A 22,290-nucleotide genomic window follows, 5' to 3' on the forward strand; every position below is an offset into this window, starting at 1 on the left:
ATCATCCCCCCGCCGGAGCGGTGCCCGACACGGCCAATCCGCGACCAGCGGCCCCGTCGTCCCGCGACGTGACGGCGGGCGCCGCCCCCACCAGCGCGTCCAGCCGCTCCAGGCGTTGCGCGGTGACGTCGTCGGCCGGCGTCATGACGATGATGCGGTCGCCGCGGGCCCGGTCCAGCCACAGGCTCTGGAAGTGCACGTCGAGGCGGCCGGCGCGCGCCGAGGTGTAGTGCCGCAGCTGGGTGCCGTCCCCGGCGACGTCGTACGACTCCCAGTGCCGCACGAAGTCCGCCGACGACGCCCGCAGCCGCGCCAGCAGGGCGGTCCAGCGGGGGTCGTCGCGATGCTCGGGCTCGCGGGCCCGCAGCCGGGCGGCGATGTTGTGCAGCACGACGTCCTCCGCGTCGCCGAGCGCCCCGCGCCAGCGCGGCTCGGTGAACATCAGCCAGGCGCAGTTACGGTCCTCCGCCGGCCGGGCGTCGAGGTCGTCGAACAGGTAGCGGTACGCCCGGTTGGCCGCGAGCAGGTCGTAGGCGTCGGTCTGCACCGCCGCCGGGTACGGGAGCAGCCCGGCGAGCACCGCGAGCTGTTCCGGTCGCACCCCGGGCGGCGGTCCGGGCGCGACGGCGGTCTCACGGCCGGCGAGCACCATGAGGTGGCGGCGCTCGGCGTCGTCGAGCCGCAGCACCCGGGCGACGGCCTCGAGCACCTGGTCCGAGACGTTCCTGGCCCTCCCCTGCTCGAGCCACGTGTACCAGGTCACCCCCACGCCGGCGAGCTGCGCCACCTCTTCGCGGCGCAGCCCCGGCGTGCGGCGCCGGCCGCCGGCGGGCAGCCCGACGTCGCCGGGCGCCACGCGTCCGCGGCGCTCGCGCAGGAAGGCGCCGAGGGCGGCACGGTCGGGGGTCGTCGAGGTCACCGCCCCAGTGTCGCTCCCGCCCGGGCACGCAACCAGGTGGTGGTGGTACCACGATCGGCAGGCTCCTGGTACCAGGATGGGCGCGGACGCACCGTCGTCGTCATGACCACCACCACCACCCCGCCCGCACGACGCGTCGCGCGACCCGTGACGGCGTCGCCGCGCGCGCTCACCGGCCTCGGGCTCGCCGTCCTGCTCGTCGCGTACCTGCCCGTCAACATGACGTTCGGGTCGGTCAACCTGCTCGCCCCGGCTATCACCGCGGACCTCGGCACCGCGGTCTCGGGCGGGCAGCTCGTCCTGTCCGCGTACACGACGACCTTCGCAGCGACGCTGGTCGTGGCAGGCCGGCTGGGCGACCGCTACGGGCGACGGCGGCTCCTCGCCGCGGGCCTCGCGGCGTTCGCCGTGCTCTCCGTGCTGGCGGCGTTCGCCCCGACGCTGCCCGTGCTCGTGGCGCTGCGCGCGGGGCTCGGCGTCGCCGCGGGGCTGTTCACCCCGCAGGTGCTGTCCACCATCCAGGCCACCGCGCCCGACCGTCTGCGCACGCTCGGCGTCACCCTGTTCACCGCCGTCAGCGGCGTCGCGACCATCGCCGGGCAGGTCCTCGCGGGAGCCGTGGCCGGCGTCGCCGGCGACCACCTGGGCTGGCGCGAGGTGCAGGTCGCCACCGGGGCGATCGCCGTCGCGGCCCTGCTCGCGCTGCGCACCGTGCCGGAGTCGCGGTCGACGGCGCCGCTCGCCCTCGACCTGCGCGGCGCCGCCCTGCTGGCCGCCGGCCTGCTGCTGCTCGTGGTGCCGCTGACGCTCGGCGCGTCCGCCGGCTGGCCGCCCGCGCTGCTCGGGATGCTCGCCGCGGCGGGCGTCGTCCTCGGCCTGTTCGCCCGGTCGCAGCGCGCCGCCGAGCGGCGCGGTGAGCTGCCGGTCGTGCCGCCGAGCGTGCTGCGCACCCGCGTCGTGCGGGACGGGCTGGTGATGACCCTGCTGTTCTTCACCGGCTACGGAGCGTTCCTCTACGAGATCTCGGAGCTCGCGCAGGGCGCGCTGGGCGCCGACGCCTGGGGGACGGTCGTGCTGCTGCTCGGCTTCGGCGGCGCGTTCGTCGCCACGGCCCTCGCGACGCCCGCCATCGAGCGGCGTACCGGGCGCTGGACGATGACCGGCGCCGCCGTCGCGCAGGCCGCCGTGCTGGGCGGGCTCGCCCTCGTCGTCGGCGGCGGGCACGCCGGGACGACGGCGGCACTGCAGCCGCTGCTCATGGCCCTCGGCGCCGCGCAGGCGCTCATGTACGGGCCGGTGCTGCGCACCGTCCTGTCGCGCACGCCCACCTGGGCCGCCGGCGTCGCGGGCGGGCTGTTCACCACCCTGCAGCAGCTCGGCCTCGGCCTCGGGGTCGCCGTGCTCGGCGGGCTGTTCCAGGCCGTCGCGGCGCATGGCGGGGTGCCCGACGCCGCCGGCCTGCCGCGCGGGTTCGTCGTCGCCGTCGGCGTGCAGGCGGGGCTGGCGCTCGCCTTCGCCGCCCTGGCCGCCCGGATCGCGCGGGCCCGCTGACCGCGGGTTCCCCTGCCCACGGTGGCGACCCGCCCGCGGGCGCTTACGGTGGGAGTCCGGTCCCTCGCCCCGTTCGGAGGTCGTCATGAAGGTCGTCGTCATCGGTGCGCTCGGCAAGGTCGCGCGCCAACTCCTCCCGCTGCTCGCCGACGGTGGCACGGGGCCGGTGGTCGACGTCGTCGGGGTGGTGCGCAAGCCCGAGCAGGTCGACCGAGTCGCCGACCTCGGCGCCGAGCCCCTCCTGCTGGACGTGGAGCACGCCGGCACCGACGAGATCGCCGCCGCGCTGACCGGCGCGGACGCCGTCGTGTGGTCCGCCGGGGCGGGCGGCGGCGACCCCCAGCGCACGTACGCCGTCGACCGCGACGCGGCGATCCGGTCCATGGACGCCGCCGCGAGCGCCGGAGCGCGCCGGTACGTCATGGTGTCGTGGGTGGGCTCGACGCCGGAGCACGGCGTCCCCGAGAGCGCGGGCTTCTTCGCCTACGCGGATGCGAAGCTGGCCGCGGACGACCACCTGCGCACCACCGACCTGGACTGGACGATCCTCGGCCCCGGCACGCTGACGGACGAGCCGCCCACCGGGCGCATCGCCGTCCTGCCCGAGACCGGCGCCGTGCCCGCCGGGACGGACACGAGCGTGCCGCGCGCCGACGTCGCGCAGGTCGTGGCCGCGACACTGCGCGAGCCCGCGACCGTGGGGCGCTTCGTCCGGTTCTCCGCCGGGGAGACGCCCATCCCCGCGGCGCTGCGCACCCTGGACTAGAGCGGGCGCCTTCGTCAAGGTTTCGTTCACGGCGCTGACCGCCTACCGCGACAGCGACGCACGGCCGATCGTCGAGCGCTTCACGGACGCCGCCCGACGCCGTGCGCTGATCGCGCCGTGCGGGCGCACGCCCGGGTCGGTGCGCTCCGCCGTCTCGACGACGTCGAACCCCGCCCGCACGACCCGCGCCGCCAGCTCGTCGACGGGCCAGAACCAGGCGGTCGTCACGGCGTGGTCGAACGGCTCGACGCGCGGGCCGCGGCAGAACCCGAGCAGCAGCCCGCCGCCCGGCGCGACGGCGCGGGCGAGCTCCGCGAGCACGTCGTCCACACCCGTGCCGTCCCCACCCGTGCCGGCCACAGCCTCGGGCGGGGTGTGGATGAGCGAGTACCAGGCCAGCACGCCGCCGAGGCCGCCGTCGGGCACGCCGAGGTCGGCGAGCGAGGCGCGGCGGAACGGGACGCCGGGGTACGCCGCCCGGGCGAGGGCCAGGAACGGTTCCGCGAGGTCGACACCCTCCGCGTCGAGGCCCTGCCGGGCGAGGAAGTCCGTCCAGTGCCCCGGCCCGCACCCGGCGTCGACGACGCGCCCGGTCAGCCCGGCGGCCCACCGCTCGACGAGCGCCCGGTCGTCGTCGTGCACGGCGTCCATCGAGCCGAACAGGTCCGTGTACTCCTGCGCCCGGGCCGCGTAGGCGGCACTCGGGTCGTGGGCCGTCGAGGGCACGGTGCTCAGCCGAGCTCGCGCAGCGGCGCGGTCCGCTCGCCGCCGGCGTCCCCGGTGTTGACGGTCGCGGTCGGCTCGACGAGCAGCGCGTGCACCTCGCCGTCGGCCCGCGGGCAGTGCTCGACGCCCCGCGGCACGACGAACACGTCCTGCGGCCCGAGGACGACGTCACGGTCCCGGAGCTGGATGGTGAGCCGCCCGCTGAGCACGAGGAACAGCTCGTCCGTGTCGTCGTGCGTGTGCCACACGAACTCGCCGTCGAGCTTGACCACCTTCACCGCGTAGTCGTTGACGCTCGCCAGCAGGTGGGGCTGCCAGGGCTGCGCGATGCTCTCGAGGGCGGTCCGGATGTTCCTCACGTCGCTGCTCATCCGGTCAGCGTAGGCACGCGGCGACCTCGCTCAGGAGGGCTCGGGGGAGATCCGGTCCTGCAGGTCGAACAGCTCGTCGGCCGCGGCCGACGCCTCGGGGTCGGTGTCGACGTCGTACGCGGCGCTGGTGCGCCAGGCGAGGTCGTGCACGCGGGGCTCCTGCGCGGCGTCCGCGGCGACGATCGTGCGGACCGCCTCGACGGTCCCCTGCTGCGGGATGCGGACCAGGGAGCGCTCGGCGATCGCGGCGTCGCGCGCCGCGTCGTCGGCACCCTCGACCCGTGCCTGCCGGCGGGCCACGGAGGCGAGGACGCCGCCGGTGATCGGCCCGAGGACGGCGGCAAGGAGCACGGAGTAGAGCAGCGTCCGGGTCACGGTCAGGTCGGACGCCACGGTGAGCACGGCGAAGGCGAGCACGGCGACGAGCACGTACCAGACGTAGCCCAGTCGGGAGACCGCCCGGTACCAGCCCGGCTGGGGTGGGGCGGTCATGACGGCCGAGACGCCGTCGAGTCGTCCGAGGGCCTCGCGGATCGCGGCGGGGTCGCCGTCGGGGCTGGTGAGGAACGTCAGTCCCGACCGCTCACCGGTGACCAGCCACGCGATCTCTGCCATCGGGCCACTCCTCCGTCTCGGGATGCCGCCGTGTCCGCGACAACGGCGCGCGGCGAGGCGGCCGACGGCAGCCCGCCAGGAACCTAGCAGAGCGGGTCGTCCCCGGACGCGGGCAGGCAGGGGGACGACGCGCGCTCCAGGGACGGTGTGCCACCTCACGCCCCGACGTCCTGCGGAAACACGGCGTCGGAGGCAGGATCGAGACGGACCAGCCGCCGTCATCAGGAGGTCTCGTCATGGCCCGCACCGTCGCCGAACACCTCGTCGACCAGCTCGTCGCCGCCGGCGTGAAGCGCATCTACGGGATCGTCGGGGACTCCCTGAACCCCGTGGTCGACGCCGTCCGCCGCACCGACGGCATCGACTGGGTGCACGTGCGCCACGAGGAGGCGGCGGCGTTCGCGGCCGCCGCCGACGCCGAGGTGACGGGCGAGCTCGCCGTCTGCGCCGGGTCGTGCGGGCCGGGCAACCTGCACCTCATCAACGGCCTCTACGACGCCAACCGGTCGCGGCTGCCCGTGCTCGCCATCGCGTCGCACATCCCGAGCGCGCAGATCGGCACGCAGTTCTTCCAGGAGACGCACCCGGACCGCATCTTCAACGAGGCGTCCGTGTTCTCCGAGCTGATCTCGTCGCCGGCCCAGCTGCCGCGGGTCACACGGTCGGCCATCCAGCACGCGCTCGCCGCCCCGGGCGTCGCCGTGCTCACCCTGCCGGGCGACGTCGCCGACGAGCGCGTGCCCGACGACGACGCCCCGATCCTCGTGCCCGGCGCGTGCCCCGCGCGCGTCGTGCCGAACGACGGCGACGTCGAGGCCCTCGCCGACGCCATCAACCAGGCCAAGAAGGTCACGCTGTTCGTCGGCGCCGGGGCGCGCGACGCCCGCGACGCCGTCCTGGAGCTCGCCGACCTGGCGGCCGCGCCGGTCGGCCACTCGCTGCGCGGCAAGGAGATCATCCAGTACGAGAACCCCCACGACGTCGGCATGTCCGGCCTGCTCGGCTACGGCTCCTGCCACGAGGCGATGCACTCGGCCGACCTGCTGGTCCTGGTGGGTACCGACTTCCCGTACGACTCGTTCCTGCCCGCCGACGTGCGCACCGCGCAGATCGACGTCGACGCCTCCCACCTCGGCCGCCGCACCCGCCTCGACCTGCCCGTGCACGGCGACGTCGGCGAGGCCCTGAAGCTGCTCAACCCGCTGATCAAGCGCAAGAAGGACCGCAAGTTCCTGCGCTCCATGGTCGACAAGCACGCCGGGATCATGACCAAGGTCGTCGGCGCGTACACCCGCAACGTGGAGAAGCACACGCCCATCCACCCCGAGTACGCGGCCGTGCAGCTCGACGAGACGGCGGCCGACGACGCCGTGTTCACCGTCGACACCGGCATGAACAACGTCTGGGCGGCGCGGTACCTCACGCCCAACGGGAAGCGGCGCGTCATCGGGTCGTTCATCCACGGGTCGATGGCGAACGCCCTGCCGCACGCCATCGGCGCCGCGTTCGCGGAGCCCGGCCGGCAGGTCGTGGCCCTCGCCGGCGACGGCGGGCTGTCGATGCTGCTGGGCGAGCTCATCACGGTGCGCACCTACGACCTGCCGGTGAAGGTCGTCGTCTTCAACAACGCGACGCTCGGCATGGTGAAGCTCGAGATGCTGGTCGAGGGGCTGCCGTCGTACGGCACCGACTCACCGCCGGTGGACTACCGCAACATCGGCCTCGCCGTCGGGATCCCGTCGGTCCGCGTGGAGCGTCCCAAGGACCTGCGCCGCGCCCTCGCCGACGGCCTCGACCGCAAGGGCCCGGCGCTCATCGAGGTCGTCACCGACCCCAACGCCCTGTCCATCCCACCGTCCATCACGTCCGGCCAGATCCGCGGCTTCGCCACCGCGATGACGAAGCAGATCTTCGGCGGCGGCATGGGCGAGGTCATGTCCATGGCCCGCTCGAACCTGCGGAACCTGCCCCGGTAGCGGCGGTGCCGGCACGGCCGCCTCATGGCGGCCGTGCCGACCCCCCTGCTAGTAGCTGAGCATCGTGTACCAGTAGGGGTTCGAGGCGCTCCCGTGCTTGCCGCAGTACTCGCGGATCGTCACCTTGTACCCCTGGTTGTTCAGGGAGACCATCTTGTTGAACGTGCCCGCGTAGCAGTTGACGCGGCTGTCCCAGCTCCAGCCCCAGGTGGTGGCCTGGGCGGGGGCGGCCGACACCAGGGCGGCGACGGCGATCCCGAGGGTGGCCATGGCCCCCACGACGGCGCGACGAAGCTTCACTCGACTGTCCTCCTGCGATTGACGTGACCTCACGGACAGCCGGAAGGTAGCGCATCACCGCAGGTCGCGCGCGGGGTGACCGCCGTCAGCGCCAGGTGGCGGCGACGGCGAGGAAGGCGTCGTTCGCCTCGACCTCGCCGATGCTGACCCGCAGGCCGTCGCCGGCGAACGGGCGCACGAGGACGCCGGCGGCGGCGGCCTCGGCGGCGCGGGCCAGGGTCTCCTCGCCGAGGGGGAACCAGACGAAGTTGGCGTGCGTCTCGGGCAGGTCCCAGCCCTGCTCGCGCAGGGCGGCGGTGACACGGTCACGCTCGGCGACCAGCGCGTCCACCCGCTCGCGCAGCTCGCCCTGCGCCACCGGCTCCAGGGACGCGAGCGCCGCGCGCTGGGCGACGTGGTTGACGCCGAACGGCGTCGAGACAGCGCGGATGCCGGCGGCGAGGCGCGGCTCCGCGACGGCGTACCCGACGCGCAGGCCCGCCAGCCCGTACGCCTTCGACAGCGTGCGGAGCAGGACGACGTTCGGGTGCCGGCGCAGCAGGTCGACGCCCTCGGGCGCCTGCGGGTCGCGCACGAACTCCAGGTACGCCTCGTCGACGATCACCAGCACGTCGCGCGGGACGGCGGCGAGGAACTCCTCCAGCTCGTCGGCGTGCACCACCGGCCCGGTCGGGTTGTTCGGCGTGCAGACCATGACCACCCGCGTGCGAGGCGTGACGGCGGCGGCCATGGCCGGTAGGTCGAGGCGGCCGTCCGCGCGCACCGGCACCGTCACGGCGGCGCCGCCCGCGACGGCGACGACGATCGGGTAGGCCTCGAACGACCGCCACGGGAACACGACCTCGTCGCCGTGCTCGACGACGGCCTGCAGCACGTGCCCGAGCACGGCCACCGAGCCGTTGCCCACGACGACCTGGTCGGCCGGGACGCCGACGTGCGCGGCGAGCGCCTCGACCAGCTCCGTGGCGTACATGTCGGGGTAGCGGTTGGTCTCCTCCGCCGCGCGCGTGATCGCCTCGAGGACGGACGGCAGGGGCGGGTACGGGTTCTCGTTCGACGACAGCTTCCACAGCTTCGCGCCCTCGGCGGGCCGCGCGCCCGGCACGTAGGCGGGCAGCGCGGCGACGGCGGCGCGCAGGGGGACGGTCGACGAGTCAGCGGGGGTGGTCACAGCGTTCAAGGATGCCACCGCTCAGTGCGCGCCCGACGCACCCGCCGTCACCGGCTCGCGGACCAGGCCGGCGAAGAACCGGGCGATCGCGTCCGCGGCCGGCACCTCGACGGCCCCCTCGACGTCCGGGCTGTAGTTGGTGTTCGTGTTGATGTCGTACGGCACGGTGCGGCCGTCGACCGTCTCGAAGAACTCGACCCCGGCGATCTCGATCCCGTGCTCGGCGAGCAGCCGCTCGAGCCGCGCGACGAGCGGGTGCTCGGCCGTGATCTCGGGCCGCAGGGCGAAGAGCGGCGGCGGGGCGACGCCGTCGGCGCCCGGCAGCGCGCACGCCTCGGCGGGGCACAGCTCGAACCCGGTCGAGGTGTCCACGCGGACGGCGTAGTGGAACCGGCCGCCGACGAACTCCGCCCGCGTGACGAACGGCTCCGGCGCGACGAGCAGCTCCTGCAGCAGCCACACGCCGTCGACGGGCTCGTCGAGGAGGCCCGCGTCCAGGGCGGCGGCGAACGTCTCGACGTCGTCGAACCGCTGCACCCCGAGGCCCTTGCCGCCGCGGTTGTGCTTGGTGATGAACGGCGCCCCGAACCGCTCGGCCGCCGCGCGCAGCGCCGCGCGGTCCGTGACGGCCGTCGTGCGCGGCACGTCGAGCCCGGCGGCCCGCAGCAGGGCGTACTGCCGCACCTTGCTCACCTCGAGCGCAGCGGCCCGCGTGCCGTTGACGACCCGGCGCCCGGCGGCCTCGGCGCGGGACAGCACCGCCTGCGCGGCCTCCGGCGCGTGCGGCACCCCGCGCGTGTGCGCGGACGCGCTGAGGCGCGACCAGTGCACGGCCCCGGGCGGCTCCTCGGCGAGGTCCAGGGCGACGGCGCCCAGGTGCACCGGTTCCAGCGGCACTCCCGCGCGGTCGAAGGCCCGCTCGAACGGCGGCAGCCAGTCGGGGTTGTCGTGCAGGACGAGGACGGAGGACTCGCTCACCCGGCGAGCCTACGCGCGTCGTCCGCGCGCCGGGACCCGGACGCCGAGCCTCGCGCCGCCGAGCGTCGCGCCAGCCTCGCGGGGGGATGACGTGCCACGATGGCGGCATGAACTTCATCGTCCGCACCCTCGTCACGGCCGTGGCGCTGTGGCTGAGCGACCTGATCTTCACCAACCTCGAGATCCTGCCCCCGTACGACGGCGACAACGTGCTCGAGTACATCCTGGCGGTCCTCGGCGTGGCACTGGTGTTCACCATCATCAGCAGCTTCGTGAAGCCGATCGTCAGCATCATCTCGATCCCGCTGCTCATCCTCACGCTGGGCCTCTTCTACCTGGTCATCAACGCCGGCGTGCTGTGGCTCACCACCTGGATCACCGACCAGGGGTGGTTCGGCGACTGGGGCGTCGACGTCAACGGCGGCTTCTGGTGGTTCGTGTGGATCGCCCTCATCCTCGCCGTGCTCCAGGCGATCATCGGCGCGTTCGCGCCGAAGAAGGGCTGACGCAAGGCATCCTCCGCACGCTCAGTGCAGCATCGCCCCCGTCGGGTTCCCCGGCGGGGGCGACGTCGTCCCGAGCACGGTCGTCCCCTGGCCGGGACCCGGGCCGGGCGCCAGGACGAGGGGCGGCTCCGGGTCCACCCGGCGCACCGCGAAGAACCTGGTGCGCGAGCGGGTGCCGTCGAGCAGCCGTTCCAGCCGGCCCGTCACCCCCGCCACCTGCACGTTCCCGGAGCGTTGCGCGGCCGACAGCGTGCGCAGGTGCGTGGGCATCGCGTGCGCGAGGGAGACGCTCCCGGCCGCCGCGACGTCGACCGGGTCGGCGGAGTCCAGCAACCGGCGCCCCACCGTGACGCGGTCCACCGTGGCCGGTCCCTCCCCGCGCGACCGGCCGTCGACGTTCTCGACCAGGCTCTCCTCGTTCTCCACGTGCAGCGTCGGCACCCCGCCGGGGATCGCGAACGTCGCCGTCGGCGACCCGGCGGTCACCACGCCGCCCACCGGGTGCCTCGCGCAGAACCCCGGTGACGCCGCGAGCGCCGCCGCGGAGATCCCGCCGAGGCTGTGCCCCACCAGCACGACAGGCTCGTCCGGAGCCGCGCCCGCCGCGTCGAGGGCCTGCTCCACTGCCACGGACACGTCCGCCGTCTCGTGGGCCATGAGGCTCAGGTCGGTCGCCGCGTCGAACGGGTTCGAGGACGACAGGAACCGCTGCGTGCCGGGGATGAGCACGGTCCACGACGTCGTGCCGTCGCCGTGCACGACCTCCTCCACCGCGAGCGTCCCGGCGGGGACACCGGCCGCGGGCCGGTCGACGATGCCGCTGCCCTGGGGGTAGAGGTCCGCGGTGCGGGCGAGCGCCTCCGCGACGGAGCCCGCCGGCCGGTCGGCCCACCGGGGCCGCGGGCCGGCGAGGTCGGTGTCGGTCAGGGCGACCACCTGCGGCACGGAGTCCGGCAGCAGCGCGGCCACCACGTCGGACAGCGAGGCCGCGCCGCGCGTCACGGGGTCCAGCGCGGCGGCCGGGCCCTCCTCGATCCCCCGCCGCAGGTCCTGCCAGGTCAGCGGCCGGGTGGCGCTCAGCCCCGCCGCGAGCCCCGCGACCGCCTCGTCGGAGAGCGGCGCGACGGCCCGCCAGACGTCCGAGAGGCGCCCGCCGGCGTCCGCCGTCACGGGAGCCGTCGGCGGATCGGGGGGCCGGGCCGCCGACGGCGCGGCCACGGCCGGAGCCGGGGAGCCGTCGCGCGCAGCCGCACCGTCCAGGGCGTCCGCCACGGACGCGACGGCGAGCACCGGCCTCGCCCCGAGCCCGAGCACGACCCCCGCCGCACCCGCCAGCAGCGTGACCGCACCGCCGGTGACACGCTGCGCCAGGCTCTCCGCCTCCCGGTACAGGCCGGCCGCGAAGCGCAGCCGGCGGGCGCACCGCTCCGCCGCCGATCCCCGCCCGCGCAGCCGGGCGCCCGCCTCGTCCAGCCGGGCCGCCGCCGTCTCCCGGCGCGCGGCAGCCGCGGCGTCGTCCTCCGGGACGCCGGGCAGCGGCAGGGCCGGTCGTGACCACGGGTCGGGGGCCCACACCGCGCCCCGCAGGGCCCCGGCGGCGCCGAGGCACCGGTGGGATGCCTGCAGCAGCCGGTCCGCCGCGGCGTCGAGCAGCACGGCAGCGCCGTGCACGGCCTCCGCGTCGACCCGGGAGACGGCCCGGCCGCCCCAGACGTCCAGGGTCTCCTCGGGCGGCAGCCCGCGCGTCGTCACCGGGCCAGCACCTCGGCCGCCTCCTCGAGGAGGCGCAGGTCGGCGTCGAGGCCGACGAGCAGGGCGGCGACGTCGTCGCGGAACCGGTCCGCCGCCGTCGACTCCCAGGCCACCGCGAGGCTGCGCCGCGCGCTCGCCGTGGCGTCGAGGACGTCGCGGTGCGCCGTGAGGACGGTGGCACGCGCGGCACCCGTGTCGGGGGCCGGGGACGAGAAGGGCGGGGCCGGTGAGGTCATGCCCGCGACGCTAGGCCGCGCCCTCGCCACGCCCGCCCGCCGCCCCCGACCCTGTGGACGACGTCGCCCTGGGGACAGGCTCCCGACCGCACGACACGTGCCGGCGACGTCAACCGACGTCCGATGCCGACGTCCGCTGCCGACGTCCGCTACGACGGCAGCACCCCGACGAGCCGGTCGGCGTCGGACAGGATGTCGATGCCGACCACCCGGCCGTCGCGCACCGTGAACGCGAGCAGCGAGTAGACCGTGCCGTCGTCGAGCACCGTGACCAGCCCCGGCGACCCGGCCACGAGCGCGAGCCGCGAGAACCGCGCGGTGCCGAAGTGCAGACGGGCCTGCTCCGCCACGGCCCGCGCGCCGCGCAGCACGCGGGACAGGTCCCCCGGCCCGTAGTCGAGACGCACCACGACCTCGGGGTCGAGCAGCGCCACGAGGCGGTCGAAGTCGCCCGTCTGCGACGCCGCGAGATAGGCGGCGACGACCTCCCGCCGACGCGCGACGTCGTCCTGCGCGGGTACCGCGTCACGCACCTTGCGGCGCGCGCGGCTGGCGAGCTGGCGCGTGGCGGGGAGCGACCGGTCCAGGAGCGGCGCGATCTCCTCGAAGGGGACCGCGAACTGGTCGTGCAGCACGAACGCGACGCGCTCGGCCGGCGCCAGCGTGTCCAGCACGACCATCAGCGCGGCGCCGACCTCGTCCTGCTCGACCGCCCGCCGCTCGGGGTCCTCCGGCCCGTCGACCGGCGCCACCTGCAGGTCCGGCAGGCGCCCGTCCCACGCCGGCCCTTCCCCCGCCGATCCGTCCCACGCCGTCTCCCGGCGCGTGGCCCGCGAGCGCAGCAGGTTGAGCGCGACTCGCCCGACGATGGTGGTGAGCCAGCCGCCGAGGTTCTCCACCCCCGCGCTGCCCGCCGCGTGCGCGCGCACCCAGGCGTCCTGCACGGCGTCCTCGGCGTCCGCCGTCGAACCCAGCACGCGGTAGGCGACCGAGCGCAGGTGCGGCCGGAACGCCTCGAACTGGTCCGCCGTGAACTGGCCTGCCGCGAACTGATCCGTGCTCACCGGTCACACTCCTTCGTCGGGCCGTGTCAGAGAGGTGACAGCGCACGCTGCCGGTGACACCGAACCACGAGAGTGCGACACCGGCCCGACGGACCAGGAGCCCGCATGACCTCCCTGACCTCGAACGATCTGGCCTCGACCGACACCTTCTCCCACGCCCTCGCGAGCAACCTCGCGGGCCGGCTGCTCCTGCCCGGCGACGAGGGCTTCGACGCCGCCGCCACGCCCTGGAACCTCGCCGTCCGGCAGCCCGTCGCGGCCGTCGTCGAGGCGGCCCACGCCGACGACGTCGCCGCCACCGTGCGGCACGCGCGCGCCGCCGGGCTCACCGTCGCCGCGCAGTCCACGGGGCACGGCGCGTCGGGCGACGTGGCGGGCACGGTCCTGCTGCGCACCCGGGCGCTCGACGCCGTCGAGGTGGACCCGGCACACCGCACCGCCCGCGTCGGCGCGGGGGCGTCGTGGGGCGCGGTGCAGGCCGCCGCCGCGCCGCACGGTCTCACCACCCTGCTCGGCAGCGCGCCCGGCGTCGGCGCCGTCGGCTACACCCTCGGCGGCGGGCTCGGCTGGTTCAGCCGCGCCCACGGCCTGGCGGCCGACCACGTGCGGTCGTTCGACGTCGTCTCCCCCGCGGGCGAGCAGGTCACCGTCACCGCGGCCGACGACCCCGAGCTGTTCTGGGCGCTGCGCGGCGGGGGCGGCGACCTGGCCGTCGTGACGGCGATGGAGATCGACCTGGTCGAGCTGCCCGCGTTCTCGGGCGGCAAGGTCGCCTGGCCGGCCGCGCGCGCCGCCGAGCTGCTCGCGGTGTTCCGCGAGGTCACGGCCGCCGCACCGCCCGAGCTCAGCGTCTGGCTGTCCCGGGTGGAGGCGCCCGGCGCCCCGGCCGTCGTCGTCGTGCACGCCGCCCACCTCGGCGACGCGGCCGAGGCCCGGACCCTGCTCGCACCGTTCGCCGCCGTCCCCGACGTCCTCGGGCCAGGCGTCCACGCCGCGATCGGCCCGGTCGCGTTGGCCGACGTCGGCGACATCGCCGCCGACCCGACCGACCCCGCGGCGGGGAAGGGGCGCGCCGAGCTGCTGCGCGGCATCGACGACGAGGCGGTGGAGCGCCTGTTCACGACGTCGGTCGCGCCGCTGCTCATGCTCCAGCTGCGGCACCTGGGCGGCGCCCTGGCCGCGCCGGGGGACGACGCGGGCGCCCTCGGCGCGATCTCGGAGCCGTACCTGCTGTACGCGTTCGGCCTGGCGTTCGAGCCCGGCCTGGCGACCGCCGTCGGGCACCGGCTGGAGGCGCTGCCGGCCGAGCTCGCGGGGAACGCCACGATGCGCAAGCCCGCCACGTTCCTCGCCCCGGGCGAGAGCGCGGCGGCCGCGTACGACGGCGCCGCGCTCGCCCGCCTGCGCGACCTCAAGCGGTCCCGCGACCCGCTCGGCACGGTCCGCGGGAACTACCCGCTCCTCGGCTGACCACCCCGACCGCTGCGAGCACGAAGACGGCCCGGTTCGCGGACTCGGACCGGGCCGTCTTCGTGCTCACAGCACCTCGGTGGGCCCGTGGGAGAATGTGGGCCGTGACCTCCCCCGCGCCGCAGACCTCGCCGTCCGACGTCCAGACCCGCGTCAACCTCGCGGACGTCACCCCGCCGATCGCCCTCGGGCCGCTCGACGGCCGCTACCGCGGCGCCGTCGCGCCGCTGGTGGACCACCTCAGCGAGGCCGCGCTCAACCGGGCGCGCATCCACGTCGAGGTCGAGTGGCTGGTCACGCTGTGCAACGGCCCGTCGACGAACGAGGGCACGGCCCCCGGCGCCGTCGTCCCCGGCGCCCCGACGCTGACCGACGCCGAGATCGCGTACCTGCGCCGGATCCCCGCCACGTTCGGCGCGGACGAGATCGCCGAGCTCGCCGCCATCGAGCGCGAGACCGTGCACGACGTCAAGGCCGTCGAGTACTTCATCAAGCGCCGCATCGCCGCCGCGCCCGAGGCCCTCGGCGAGACCAGCCTCCCGGCCGCGAGCGAGCTGGTGCACTTCGCGTGCACGTCCGAGGACATCAACAACCTGTCGTACGCGCTCATGGTGCAGGGCGGGGTGCGCGACGTGTGGCTGCCCGCCGCGACCGCGCTGACCGACCAGCTCGCCGACATGGCGCGCGAGCACGCCGCGGTCCCGATGCTGAGCCGCACGCACGGGCAGCCGGCCACCCCGACGACGATGGGCAAGGAGCTCGCCGTCCTCGCGCACCGCCTGCGCCGCCAGCTGCGCCGCGTCGAGGGCGCCGAGTACCTGGGCAAGCTCAACGGCGCGACCGGCACCTACGGCGCGCACGTCGTCGCCGTCCCCGGCGCCGACTGGCCCGCGGTCTCGAAGGCGTTCGTCGAGCACCTGGGCCTGGTGTGGAACCCGCTGACCACGCAGATCGAGTCGCACGACTGGCAGGCGGAGGTCTACGCCGACGTCGCCCGCTTCAACCGCATCCTGCACAACCTCGCGACCGACGTGTGGACGTACATCTCGCTGGGCTTCTTCACGCAGATCCCGGTCGCGGGTGCCACGGGCTCGTCGACGATGCCGCACAAGGTCAACCCGATCCGGTTCGAGAACGCCGAGGCGAACCTCGAGATCTCGTGCTCGCTGCTCGACACCCTGTCGGCCACGCTCGTGACGTCCCGCCTGCAGCGCGACCTCACCGACTCCACCACGCAGCGCAACATCGGCCCGGCGTTCGGCCACTCGCTGCTCGCGATCGACAACGTCCGCCGCGGCCTCAAGGCGCTCAACGTCAACGCCGCGCTCATGGCCGACGACCTCGACCACAACTGGGAGGTGCTCGGCGAGCCCGTCCAGTCCGCGATGCGCGCCGCCTCCGTCGCCGGCGTCGAGGGCATGGAGAACCCGTACGAGCGGCTCAAGGAGCTCACGCGTGGCCAGCGCGTCGACGCCGCCAGGATGCGCGAGTTCGTCGCCGGCCTCGGCCTGCCCGACGACGTCGCCGCCCGCCTCGCGGACCTCACGCCCGCGTCGTACACCGGCATCGCCGCGCGGCTGGTCGAGGACTTCCTCGCCTGACGCGGCGTCCTGCGCCGTCCGAAGCGTTTAGGAGCTCCCAGGCCGCGCCGGCGCGCTCCTAGCGTGGCCCCGTCCGCACCCACGACGCGACGGAGCCTCGCATGCGCACCGAACGACGCCCTCGACCGACCTCCCGGGTCGCCGCCCTCACCGCGGCCGTGCTGGCGGGCGGCGCCGGCCTCACCGCCGGCGCCGTCACCCTCGCCACGTCCGCCGCGGGCGCGACGACGGCCTGCGAGGTGGACTACGCCGTCACGAGCTCGTGGCAGGGCGGGTTCCAGGCCGACGTCACGCTGACCAACCTGGGCGACGCCCGCTCGGGGTGGGAGGTCTCGTGGCAGCAGGCCGACGGCGACCACGTCTCCCAGGTCTGGAACGGCCGGCTCGTGCAGGACGGCGCGCAGGTGCGCGTGGCCGACGCCGGTTGGAACGGCACGCTGGCGACGGGCGCGACGGCGTCCTTCGGGCTGATCGCGACGTCGGCGGGGGCGGCGAAGGTGCCGGCGAGCTTCAGCCTCGACGGCGTCGCCTGCACGGGCGACCTCCCCACGACGGACCCCTCGGACCCGCCCACGGAGCCGACCGACCCGCCCACCGACGAGCCCGGCGGGCCCGCCGACGCGACGTTCTTCGTCGACGAGGGCACGCAGGCGTGGGACGCCTGGCAGGCGTCGTCCGGCACCGACCGCGCGCTGCTGGAGAAGATCGCCACCACGCCGCAGGCGTCCTGGGTCACCGACGCCGACCCCGCCGAGGCGAGTGCCGGCGTGGCCGACTACACGGGCCGGGCCGCCGCGGCGGGCGCGACGCCGCTGCTGGCGGTGTACGCGATCCCGGGCCGCGACTGCGGCTCGCACTCCGGCGGCGGCACGGACGAGGCCGCGTACCGCGCCTGGGTCGAGCAGGTCGCGGGCGCGATGGTCGGCGAGCCGTGGGTGGTGCTGGAGCCGGACGCCCTCCCGCAGCTCGGCGACTGCGACGGCCAGGGCGACCGCGTCGGGATGCTGGCCGACGCCGCCCGCATCCTCGACGAGGCCGGCGCCCGCGTGTACCTCGACGTCGGCCACTCGGCCTGGCTGCCCGCCGCGGAGGCGGCGTCGCGGCTGCAGCGGGTGGGGCTGGAGCACGTCGCGGGCTTCGCGCTCAACGTGTCCAACTACCGCACCACCGACGAGTCGCGCGCCTACGGCGAGGAGGTGTCCGCCCTGCTCGGCGGTGTCCCGTTCGTCGTCGACACGTCGCGCAACGGCAACGGCTCGAACGGCGAGTGGTGCAACCCGCGCGGCCGTGCCCTGGGTGAGCGGCCCGCCGTCGTCGACGACGACAGCCACCTCGACGCGCTGCTGTGGGTCAAGCTGCCCGGCGAGAGCGACGGCGCCTGCAACGGCGGCCCCGCCGCCGGCGCGTGGTGGCAGGAGATCGCCCTGGAGCTCGCCCGCAACGCGAGCTGGTAGCAGCCCCGCCCCCTCGCCGAACAGGCGGTCGACACCGTTATGGGCCTCCGACGACGCCCGTTCCGGGACCGACCGCCTGTTCGGCGTCGAGCCCTGCCCAGCACGATCCCGGTGAGGACCCCCGCCATCAGCGGCACGGCCTGCCGTGTCCGCACCCAGAGCGTCGCGGCCAGGGCCAGGACCATGAGCGGCGCGACGAGGGCCTCGGTCGACCACGCCGGTCGCCGAACATGCGATGTCGCACCGAATACCCGTCGATTCCGTGCGCAACCGCCTGTTCGGCACCGCGCCGGGGTCAGCGCGCCATGGCCTGCTGCCCGACGACGGCGAGCAGGGCGAGCTTCTCCTCCGCCTCGGAGCGCGGCGGCGCGGTGAGCACCAGCAGCGCCTGGGTCTGGTCCTCGGTGAACAGCACCTGGCAGTCCAGCTCGATCGGCCCGACCTGCGGGTGCACCAGCGTCTTGTGGTCGGCGAACCGCTGGTGCACCTCGTGCCGGTCCCACAGCTCGGCGAACTCGGCGCTGCGCGCCCGCAGCTCGCGCACCAGCTCGCCCGCACGCGAGCGCGGCCCGAGCATCCCGTGCGCCACGCGGAGCGTGGAGACGAGCGAGCGCCCCTGCCGGTCGCGGTCGTCCTCGGGGTACAGCAGCCGCTCGGAGGGGTCGGTGAACCAGCGGTAGACGTCGCTGCGCGCCCACCCCGTCAGCGCCGACCGGTCGCCCAGCAGCGCCACGGCGAGGTCGTTGGCCACCAGCGTCTCGCCGAGCGCGGACAGCACGAGGGCTGGCGTGTCGGACAGGCGGTCGAGCACGCGCAGCAGCGCGGGCGACACGTGGGACGACATCGTCACCCGGTCCGGCGTCCCCCGACCGGCCACGCGGAACAGGTAGTCGCGCTCGTCGTCGGTGAGCCGGAGCGCCCGCGCCAGCGACGCGAGCATCTGCTCGCTCGGCTGCGGGCCGCGCTGCTGCTCCAGCCGCGTGTAGTAGTCGGCGGACATCGCCGCGAGCGCCGCGACCTCCTCCCGCCGCAGCCCCGCGGTCCGACGTCGCGCCCCGGCGGGCAGGCCGACGTCGGCGGGCTGCACCGCCTCCCGACGACGTCGCAGGAACTCGGCCAGCTCTCGACGGTCGGCGGCACGCTCGGTGCGTCCTTCATGAGCCATGCGCCCATCGTCCGCCGACGACGCCGGTCGAGCCAGGCCGTAGCCAGGGATCGCCGGTCCCCCGACGACCGCTCCTCTCCCGCCCGGGCGGCGGCCCGCGCAGGGTGGTGGCCATGGACCTCACCCGCAGCACCGTCTTCGTCCCCGGCGCGACCAGCGGCATCGGCCTCGCGCTCGCCCTCCGGCTCCAGGCCCGCGGCAGCACCGTGATCGTGGGCGGCCGCCGCACCGCCCTGCTCGACGAGATCGTCGCCGCCCACCCCGGGATCGACGCCGTCCGCATCGACACCGCCGACCCGGACAGCATCGAGGCCGCCCGACGCGAGGTGCTCGGGCGCCACCCCGACCTGGACGCCGTCGTCGCGATGGCCGGCATCATGCAGGCCGAGGACTGGACCTCCGAGGACTTCCTCGCCACCGCCGAGCGCACCGTGACGACCAACCTGCTCGGCCCGATCCGCCTGGCCGCCGCGTTCCTGCCGCACCTGCGCGCCCGCGCGGGATCGGGCGCGGGCGCCGCGTTCGTCACGGTCTCCTCCGGGCTGGCGCACGTGCCGCTCGCCGTGACGCCCACCTACAACGCGACGAAGGCCGCGATCCACCGGCTGAGCGAGGGCATCCGGCTCCAGCTCGAGCCGGCGGGGGTGCGGGTGATCGAGATCGTGCCGCCCGCGGTCCGGACGGCCCTCATGCCGGGGCAGGAGGACAACCCGGTCGCCATGCCGCTGGACGCGTTCGCGGACGAGGTGGTCGAGCTCCTCGCGGCCCGGCCCGACGCCCACGAGATCCTCGTCGAGGGCGTGAAGCCCCTCCGCTTCGCGGAGACCTCGGGCGCGTACGACGCGACGGTCGCGCGGCTCAACGCCACCGACCGTCACGCCGCCTGACGCCCGCGCTCAGGGCTTCGTCGACCCGACGTACTTCGACGCGACGTAGCCCTGGCGGCCGTTGACGAAGACCTTGACCCACCCGCCGGAGGAGTCCCAGATCTTCTTGACGGCCTTGCCCTTGTTGAGCGTGTCGATCGCCTTGTAGCCGGTGCCGGGGCCCGAGCGCAGCCGCAGGCCGTCGACCTTGACGTAGCGGGTGCCCAGCGAGGTGAGCCCCGGCGAGACGTAGTTCGCGTGCATCCAGCCGGTGGTGCCGCCGTAGGTGACCTTGCGCCACACGCCCGAGCCGGCGCCGGGCTTGGCGGTGAGCCAGCGGTTGACCTTGACGGTCTTGAGCGTGCGGTAGCCGGTGCCCGGGCCCGAGCGCAGGTTGACGCTGGTGGTCGTGTAGTAGGTGCACGACTTGGGCACGACGCGCTTGTTGGCCCACGCCGCGCCCGTGCTGAGGTTCGCGCCGTGGTTCTTCATCCACGGCAGCGGGTCGGTGGTGCTGCCCGACCCCTTGTACGCGCCCTTCCAGATCTCCAGGTGCAGGTGCGGCGCGGTGGAGGTGCCGGAGCTGCCGACGTCGGCGATGCGCTGGCCGCGCTTCACGTACTTGCCGGCCTTCACGTACTTGTCGCCGTCGACGACGTGGCCGTAGACGGCGAAGACCTTGCCGCCGTCGGCGTTGGAGCGCACCACGACGACCTGGCCGAAGCCCGGCGCCGAGCCCGCCTTGATGACGGTGCCCGGCGCGACGGACTTGATCGCGGTGCCCTTCTTGGCGCTCATGTCCTGACCGAGGTGGTACGTGGACGCCGCCTTGATCGGCATGCATCTCGGCCCGTAGTAGGACGAGAGCCCGTAGCTCTTGTCAGGGAGCGGCCGGACGGCGGCCGTCGCCGCCCCCGCTCCCGCGATTCCTGTCGTGAGCGCCACGGCCGTGGCGATCCCCATGGTGACTCCGGTCGTGATGATGCGTCGCACGGTGCGCATGGTGGTGCCCTCTCAGCGTCAGGGTCCTGAGGCATCGTTGCCCAGCCGCACGGTAAGCACAGGGTGCGGGGTGGCGCGCGCGGTGCCGCATCCGCGACACTCGTCTTCACAGGTACCCGTGAGCGTGAAACTCCCTTACCCACGCCTGACCACCGGAGGTCTGCAATGACGCACCCCGTTCCGACCGGCCGAGCCGACCACAGTGCGAGTTCCCGCGCCCTCGGCCGCCGCGGCTTCCTCTCCCTCGCGACGGCAGGTGTCGCCGGCTCGGCGCTGTCCGTGACCGTCGGCTCGATGGCCTCCGCCGCCGCGGCGACGGCGGAGGCGGCCGGTCCCACGGCCCGCAAGCGCGAGCTGCGCGCGATGTGGATCTCGTCGGTCGTCAACATCGACTGGCCCTCGCGCACCGGACTGACCGCCGACGAGCTGAAGGCCGAGTACCTCCACTGGCTCGACGTCGCGGTGGGCATGAACCTCAACGCCGTCTTCGTCCAGGTCCGGCCGACGGCGGACGCCTTCTGGCCCAGCCCGTACGAGCCCTGGTCGCAGTACCTCACCGGCACGCAGGGCGGCGACCCGGGCTTCGACCCGCTCGCGTTCGTCGTCGCGGAGACGCACGCCCGCAACCTCGAGCTGCACACCTGGTACAACCCCTACCGGGTCTCCATGCAGGCCGACCCGACGAAGCTCCTGCCCGAGCACCCGGCCCTCCAGCACCCGGACTGGGTGTGGCCGTACGGCGGCAAGCTCTACTTCGACCCGGGCCTGCCGGAGGCGCGCGAGCACATCTACGCCGCGATCCTGCACAGCGTCGAGCACTACGACATCGACGGCGTGCACTTCGACGACTACTTCTACCCGTACCCCGTGGCGGGCCAGACCCTGCCCGACGCCGCCACGTACGCCGAGCACGGCGGCGGCTTCGCGACGGTCGAGGACTGGCGGCGGCACAACGTCGACGAGTTCGTCCAGACCGTCTCGGAGCGCATCAAGGAGCTCAAGCCCTGGGTCAAGTTCGGCATCAGCCCGTTCGGCATCTGGCGCAACGCGTCGACCGACCCGCGCGGCTCCGACACGGGCGGCTCGCAGAGCTACGACCTGCAGTTCGCCGACACGCGCAAGTGGGTGCTGGAGGGCTGGCTCGACTACATCAACCCGCAGATCTACTGGCAGTTCGGGCTCGCCGTCGCGGACTACCGCAAGCTCGTGCCGTGGTGGGCCGAGGTCGCGGCGACGTCCGGCACCCACCTGTACATCGGGGAGGCGCTCTACAAGGTGACGTCCGGCGTGTTCACCGACCCGGCGGAGCTGAGCAACCACCTCACGTTCTGCGCGGAGGTGACGGCGCAGGGCACGCCGGTGCTCGGCAACGTGTACTTCTCCGCCGTCCACGTGCCGCAGGACCCGCAGGGCTCCATGTCGCGCGTGCGCGCCGACCACTACGCGCACCCCGCGCTGGTCCCGACGATGCCGCACCTGCCCGGCACCCGCGTCCAGCCGCCGGTGCTCACGCACGCCCGCCCGGGCGGCGACGGCGTCGAGCTGCGCTGGGTGGACGCGGCACCGCACCGTCGTCGCGCGACGTCGTTCGCCGTCTACCGGGCCGCCGGGAAGGGCGCCCGGGTGGACGTCGAGGACGCCACGCAGCTCCTCGGCACGGTCCGCTCCGACGGCGGCGTGCTGCACGGCTTCACCGACGCGACGGCGGTACGCGGCGAGCGCTACGCCTACGCCGTCACCGCCCTCGACCGGCTGTGGAACGAGTCGGCCCCGAGCCGCACGCAGCGCGCGTGAACCGTCC

At 74.9% G+C, this 22,290-nt stretch carries 21 protein-coding genes; 9 read left to right on the forward strand and 12 right to left on the reverse strand.

What is annotated here, in order from left to right:
- Position 1: 1 nt before the first annotated feature.
- Complete coding sequence (locus ACFQ8Y_RS04890) at positions 2-919, reverse strand: helix-turn-helix transcriptional regulator (RefSeq protein ID WP_430551564.1); 918 nt, start codon at positions 917-919, stop codon at positions 2-4.
- Positions 920-1,021: 102 nt separating this feature from the next.
- Between ACFQ8Y_RS04890 and ACFQ8Y_RS04895 the strand changes: the two genes are divergently transcribed.
- Positions 1,022-2,470: an MFS transporter gene (locus ACFQ8Y_RS04895; RefSeq protein WP_430584767.1), complete on the forward strand. Its 1,449-nt coding sequence runs from the start codon at positions 1,022-1,024 to the stop codon at positions 2,468-2,470.
- A gap of 85 nt (positions 2,471-2,555) precedes the next feature.
- Complete coding sequence (locus ACFQ8Y_RS04900) at positions 2,556-3,236, forward strand: SDR family oxidoreductase (RefSeq protein ID WP_430563456.1); 681 nt, start codon at positions 2,556-2,558, stop codon at positions 3,234-3,236.
- 42 nt (positions 3,237-3,278) lie between these two features.
- On the opposite strand, the gene ACFQ8Y_RS04905 is transcribed toward ACFQ8Y_RS04900, so the two are convergent.
- From ACFQ8Y_RS04905 to ACFQ8Y_RS04915, 3 genes are read right to left on the reverse strand one after another with little or no spacing between them, the layout of a single operon-like run.
- Complete coding sequence (locus tag ACFQ8Y_RS04905) at positions 3,279-3,962, reverse strand: class I SAM-dependent methyltransferase (RefSeq protein ID WP_430584768.1); 684 nt, start codon at positions 3,960-3,962, stop codon at positions 3,279-3,281.
- 5 nt (positions 3,963-3,967) lie between these two features.
- Positions 3,968-4,333 carry a cupin domain-containing protein gene (locus ACFQ8Y_RS04910; protein WP_430551560.1) on the reverse strand — a complete coding sequence of 122 codons (366 nt, stop codon included), beginning with the start codon at positions 4,331-4,333 and terminating at the stop codon, positions 3,968-3,970.
- Between the two features lie 30 nt (positions 4,334-4,363).
- Positions 4,364-4,948, reverse strand: coding sequence for a hypothetical protein (locus ACFQ8Y_RS04915; protein WP_430584769.1), 585 nt, complete (start codon positions 4,946-4,948; stop codon positions 4,364-4,366).
- Between the two features lie 236 nt (positions 4,949-5,184).
- Here ACFQ8Y_RS04915 and ACFQ8Y_RS04920 point away from each other — a divergent pair, with 236 nt between their 5' ends.
- Positions 5,185-6,924, forward strand: coding sequence for a pyruvate dehydrogenase (locus ACFQ8Y_RS04920; RefSeq protein ID WP_430551558.1), 1,740 nt, complete (start codon positions 5,185-5,187; stop codon positions 6,922-6,924).
- 48 nt (positions 6,925-6,972) lie between these two features.
- Here the strand turns inward: ACFQ8Y_RS04920 and ACFQ8Y_RS04925 are convergent, their stop codons facing one another.
- The 3 genes from ACFQ8Y_RS04925 to ACFQ8Y_RS04935 form a co-directional block, all read right to left on the reverse strand.
- Positions 6,973-7,224, reverse strand: a complete 252-nt coding sequence (locus ACFQ8Y_RS04925) for a hypothetical protein (RefSeq protein ID WP_430551557.1) — start codon at positions 7,222-7,224, stop codon at positions 6,973-6,975.
- An 85-nt stretch (positions 7,225-7,309) separates the two neighbouring features.
- Positions 7,310-8,395 (reverse strand): histidinol-phosphate transaminase, encoded by a 1,086-nt coding sequence (gene hisC, locus ACFQ8Y_RS04930; RefSeq protein ID WP_430584770.1) that lies wholly within the window; start codon positions 8,393-8,395, stop codon positions 7,310-7,312.
- Positions 8,396-8,416: 21 nt separating this feature from the next.
- Positions 8,417-9,373 (reverse strand): RimK family alpha-L-glutamate ligase, encoded by a 957-nt coding sequence (locus tag ACFQ8Y_RS04935; protein ID WP_430584771.1) that lies wholly within the window; start codon positions 9,371-9,373, stop codon positions 8,417-8,419.
- Between the two features lie 107 nt (positions 9,374-9,480).
- Between ACFQ8Y_RS04935 and ACFQ8Y_RS04940 the strand changes: the two genes are divergently transcribed.
- On the forward strand, positions 9,481-9,879 hold the full coding sequence (locus ACFQ8Y_RS04940) for a phage holin family protein (protein WP_430584772.1): 399 nt from the start codon (positions 9,481-9,483) through the stop codon (positions 9,877-9,879).
- A gap of 21 nt (positions 9,880-9,900) precedes the next feature.
- Here ACFQ8Y_RS04940 and ACFQ8Y_RS04945 read toward each other — a convergent pair whose 3' ends face one another.
- The 3 genes from ACFQ8Y_RS04945 to ACFQ8Y_RS04955 form a co-directional block, all read right to left on the reverse strand.
- Positions 9,901-11,631, reverse strand: coding sequence for a hypothetical protein (locus ACFQ8Y_RS04945; RefSeq protein ID WP_430584773.1), 1,731 nt, complete (start codon positions 11,629-11,631; stop codon positions 9,901-9,903).
- Positions 11,628-11,867, reverse strand: a complete 240-nt coding sequence (locus tag ACFQ8Y_RS04950; RefSeq protein ID WP_430563462.1) for a hypothetical protein — start codon at positions 11,865-11,867, stop codon at positions 11,628-11,630. The genes ACFQ8Y_RS04945 and ACFQ8Y_RS04950 overlap by 4 nt, the downstream gene beginning before the upstream one ends.
- 149 nt (positions 11,868-12,016) lie before the next feature.
- Positions 12,017-12,931 (reverse strand): sigma-70 family RNA polymerase sigma factor, encoded by a 915-nt coding sequence (locus tag ACFQ8Y_RS04955; RefSeq protein WP_430584774.1) that lies wholly within the window; start codon positions 12,929-12,931, stop codon positions 12,017-12,019.
- A gap of 105 nt (positions 12,932-13,036) precedes the next feature.
- Between ACFQ8Y_RS04955 and ACFQ8Y_RS04960 the strand changes: the two genes are divergently transcribed.
- The 3 genes from ACFQ8Y_RS04960 to ACFQ8Y_RS04970 all read left to right on the forward strand — a co-directional run bounded on the left by ACFQ8Y_RS04960 (position 13,037) and on the right by ACFQ8Y_RS04970 (position 17,456).
- Positions 13,037-14,401 (forward strand): FAD-binding oxidoreductase, encoded by a 1,365-nt coding sequence (locus ACFQ8Y_RS04960; protein WP_430584775.1) that lies wholly within the window; start codon positions 13,037-13,039, stop codon positions 14,399-14,401.
- A 95-nt stretch (positions 14,402-14,496) separates the two neighbouring features.
- Positions 14,497-16,002, forward strand: a complete 1,506-nt coding sequence (gene purB, locus ACFQ8Y_RS04965; protein WP_430584776.1) for an adenylosuccinate lyase — start codon at positions 14,497-14,499, stop codon at positions 16,000-16,002.
- 101 nt (positions 16,003-16,103) lie between these two features.
- A complete protein-coding gene (locus ACFQ8Y_RS04970; RefSeq protein WP_430584777.1) occupies positions 16,104-17,456 on the forward strand; it encodes a glycoside hydrolase family 6 protein in 1,353 nt (450 codons plus the stop codon).
- 295 nt (positions 17,457-17,751) lie between these two features.
- Here ACFQ8Y_RS04970 and ACFQ8Y_RS04975 read toward each other — a convergent pair whose 3' ends face one another.
- Positions 17,752-18,621 (reverse strand): helix-turn-helix transcriptional regulator, encoded by an 870-nt coding sequence (locus ACFQ8Y_RS04975; protein ID WP_430551546.1) that lies wholly within the window; start codon positions 18,619-18,621, stop codon positions 17,752-17,754.
- 113 nt (positions 18,622-18,734) lie between these two features.
- Between ACFQ8Y_RS04975 and ACFQ8Y_RS04980 the strand changes: the two genes are divergently transcribed.
- Positions 18,735-19,508, forward strand: a complete 774-nt coding sequence (locus tag ACFQ8Y_RS04980; protein WP_430584778.1) for an SDR family oxidoreductase — start codon at positions 18,735-18,737, stop codon at positions 19,506-19,508.
- A gap of 9 nt (positions 19,509-19,517) precedes the next feature.
- Here the strand turns inward: ACFQ8Y_RS04980 and ACFQ8Y_RS04985 are convergent, their stop codons facing one another.
- Positions 19,518-20,480 (reverse strand): SH3 domain-containing protein, encoded by a 963-nt coding sequence (locus ACFQ8Y_RS04985; RefSeq protein ID WP_430563469.1) that lies wholly within the window; start codon positions 20,478-20,480, stop codon positions 19,518-19,520.
- 174 nt (positions 20,481-20,654) lie between these two features.
- On the opposite strand from ACFQ8Y_RS04985, the gene ACFQ8Y_RS04990 reads away from it, so the two are divergent.
- Complete coding sequence (locus ACFQ8Y_RS04990) at positions 20,655-22,283, forward strand: family 10 glycosylhydrolase (protein WP_430584779.1); 1,629 nt, start codon at positions 20,655-20,657, stop codon at positions 22,281-22,283.
- Positions 22,284-22,290 lie beyond the last annotated feature (7 nt).

Origin of the sequence: Isoptericola sp. NPDC056605 (genome assembly GCF_042792795.1) — a bacterium.
Lineage (GTDB): Bacteria > Actinomycetota > Actinomycetes > Actinomycetales > Cellulomonadaceae > Isoptericola.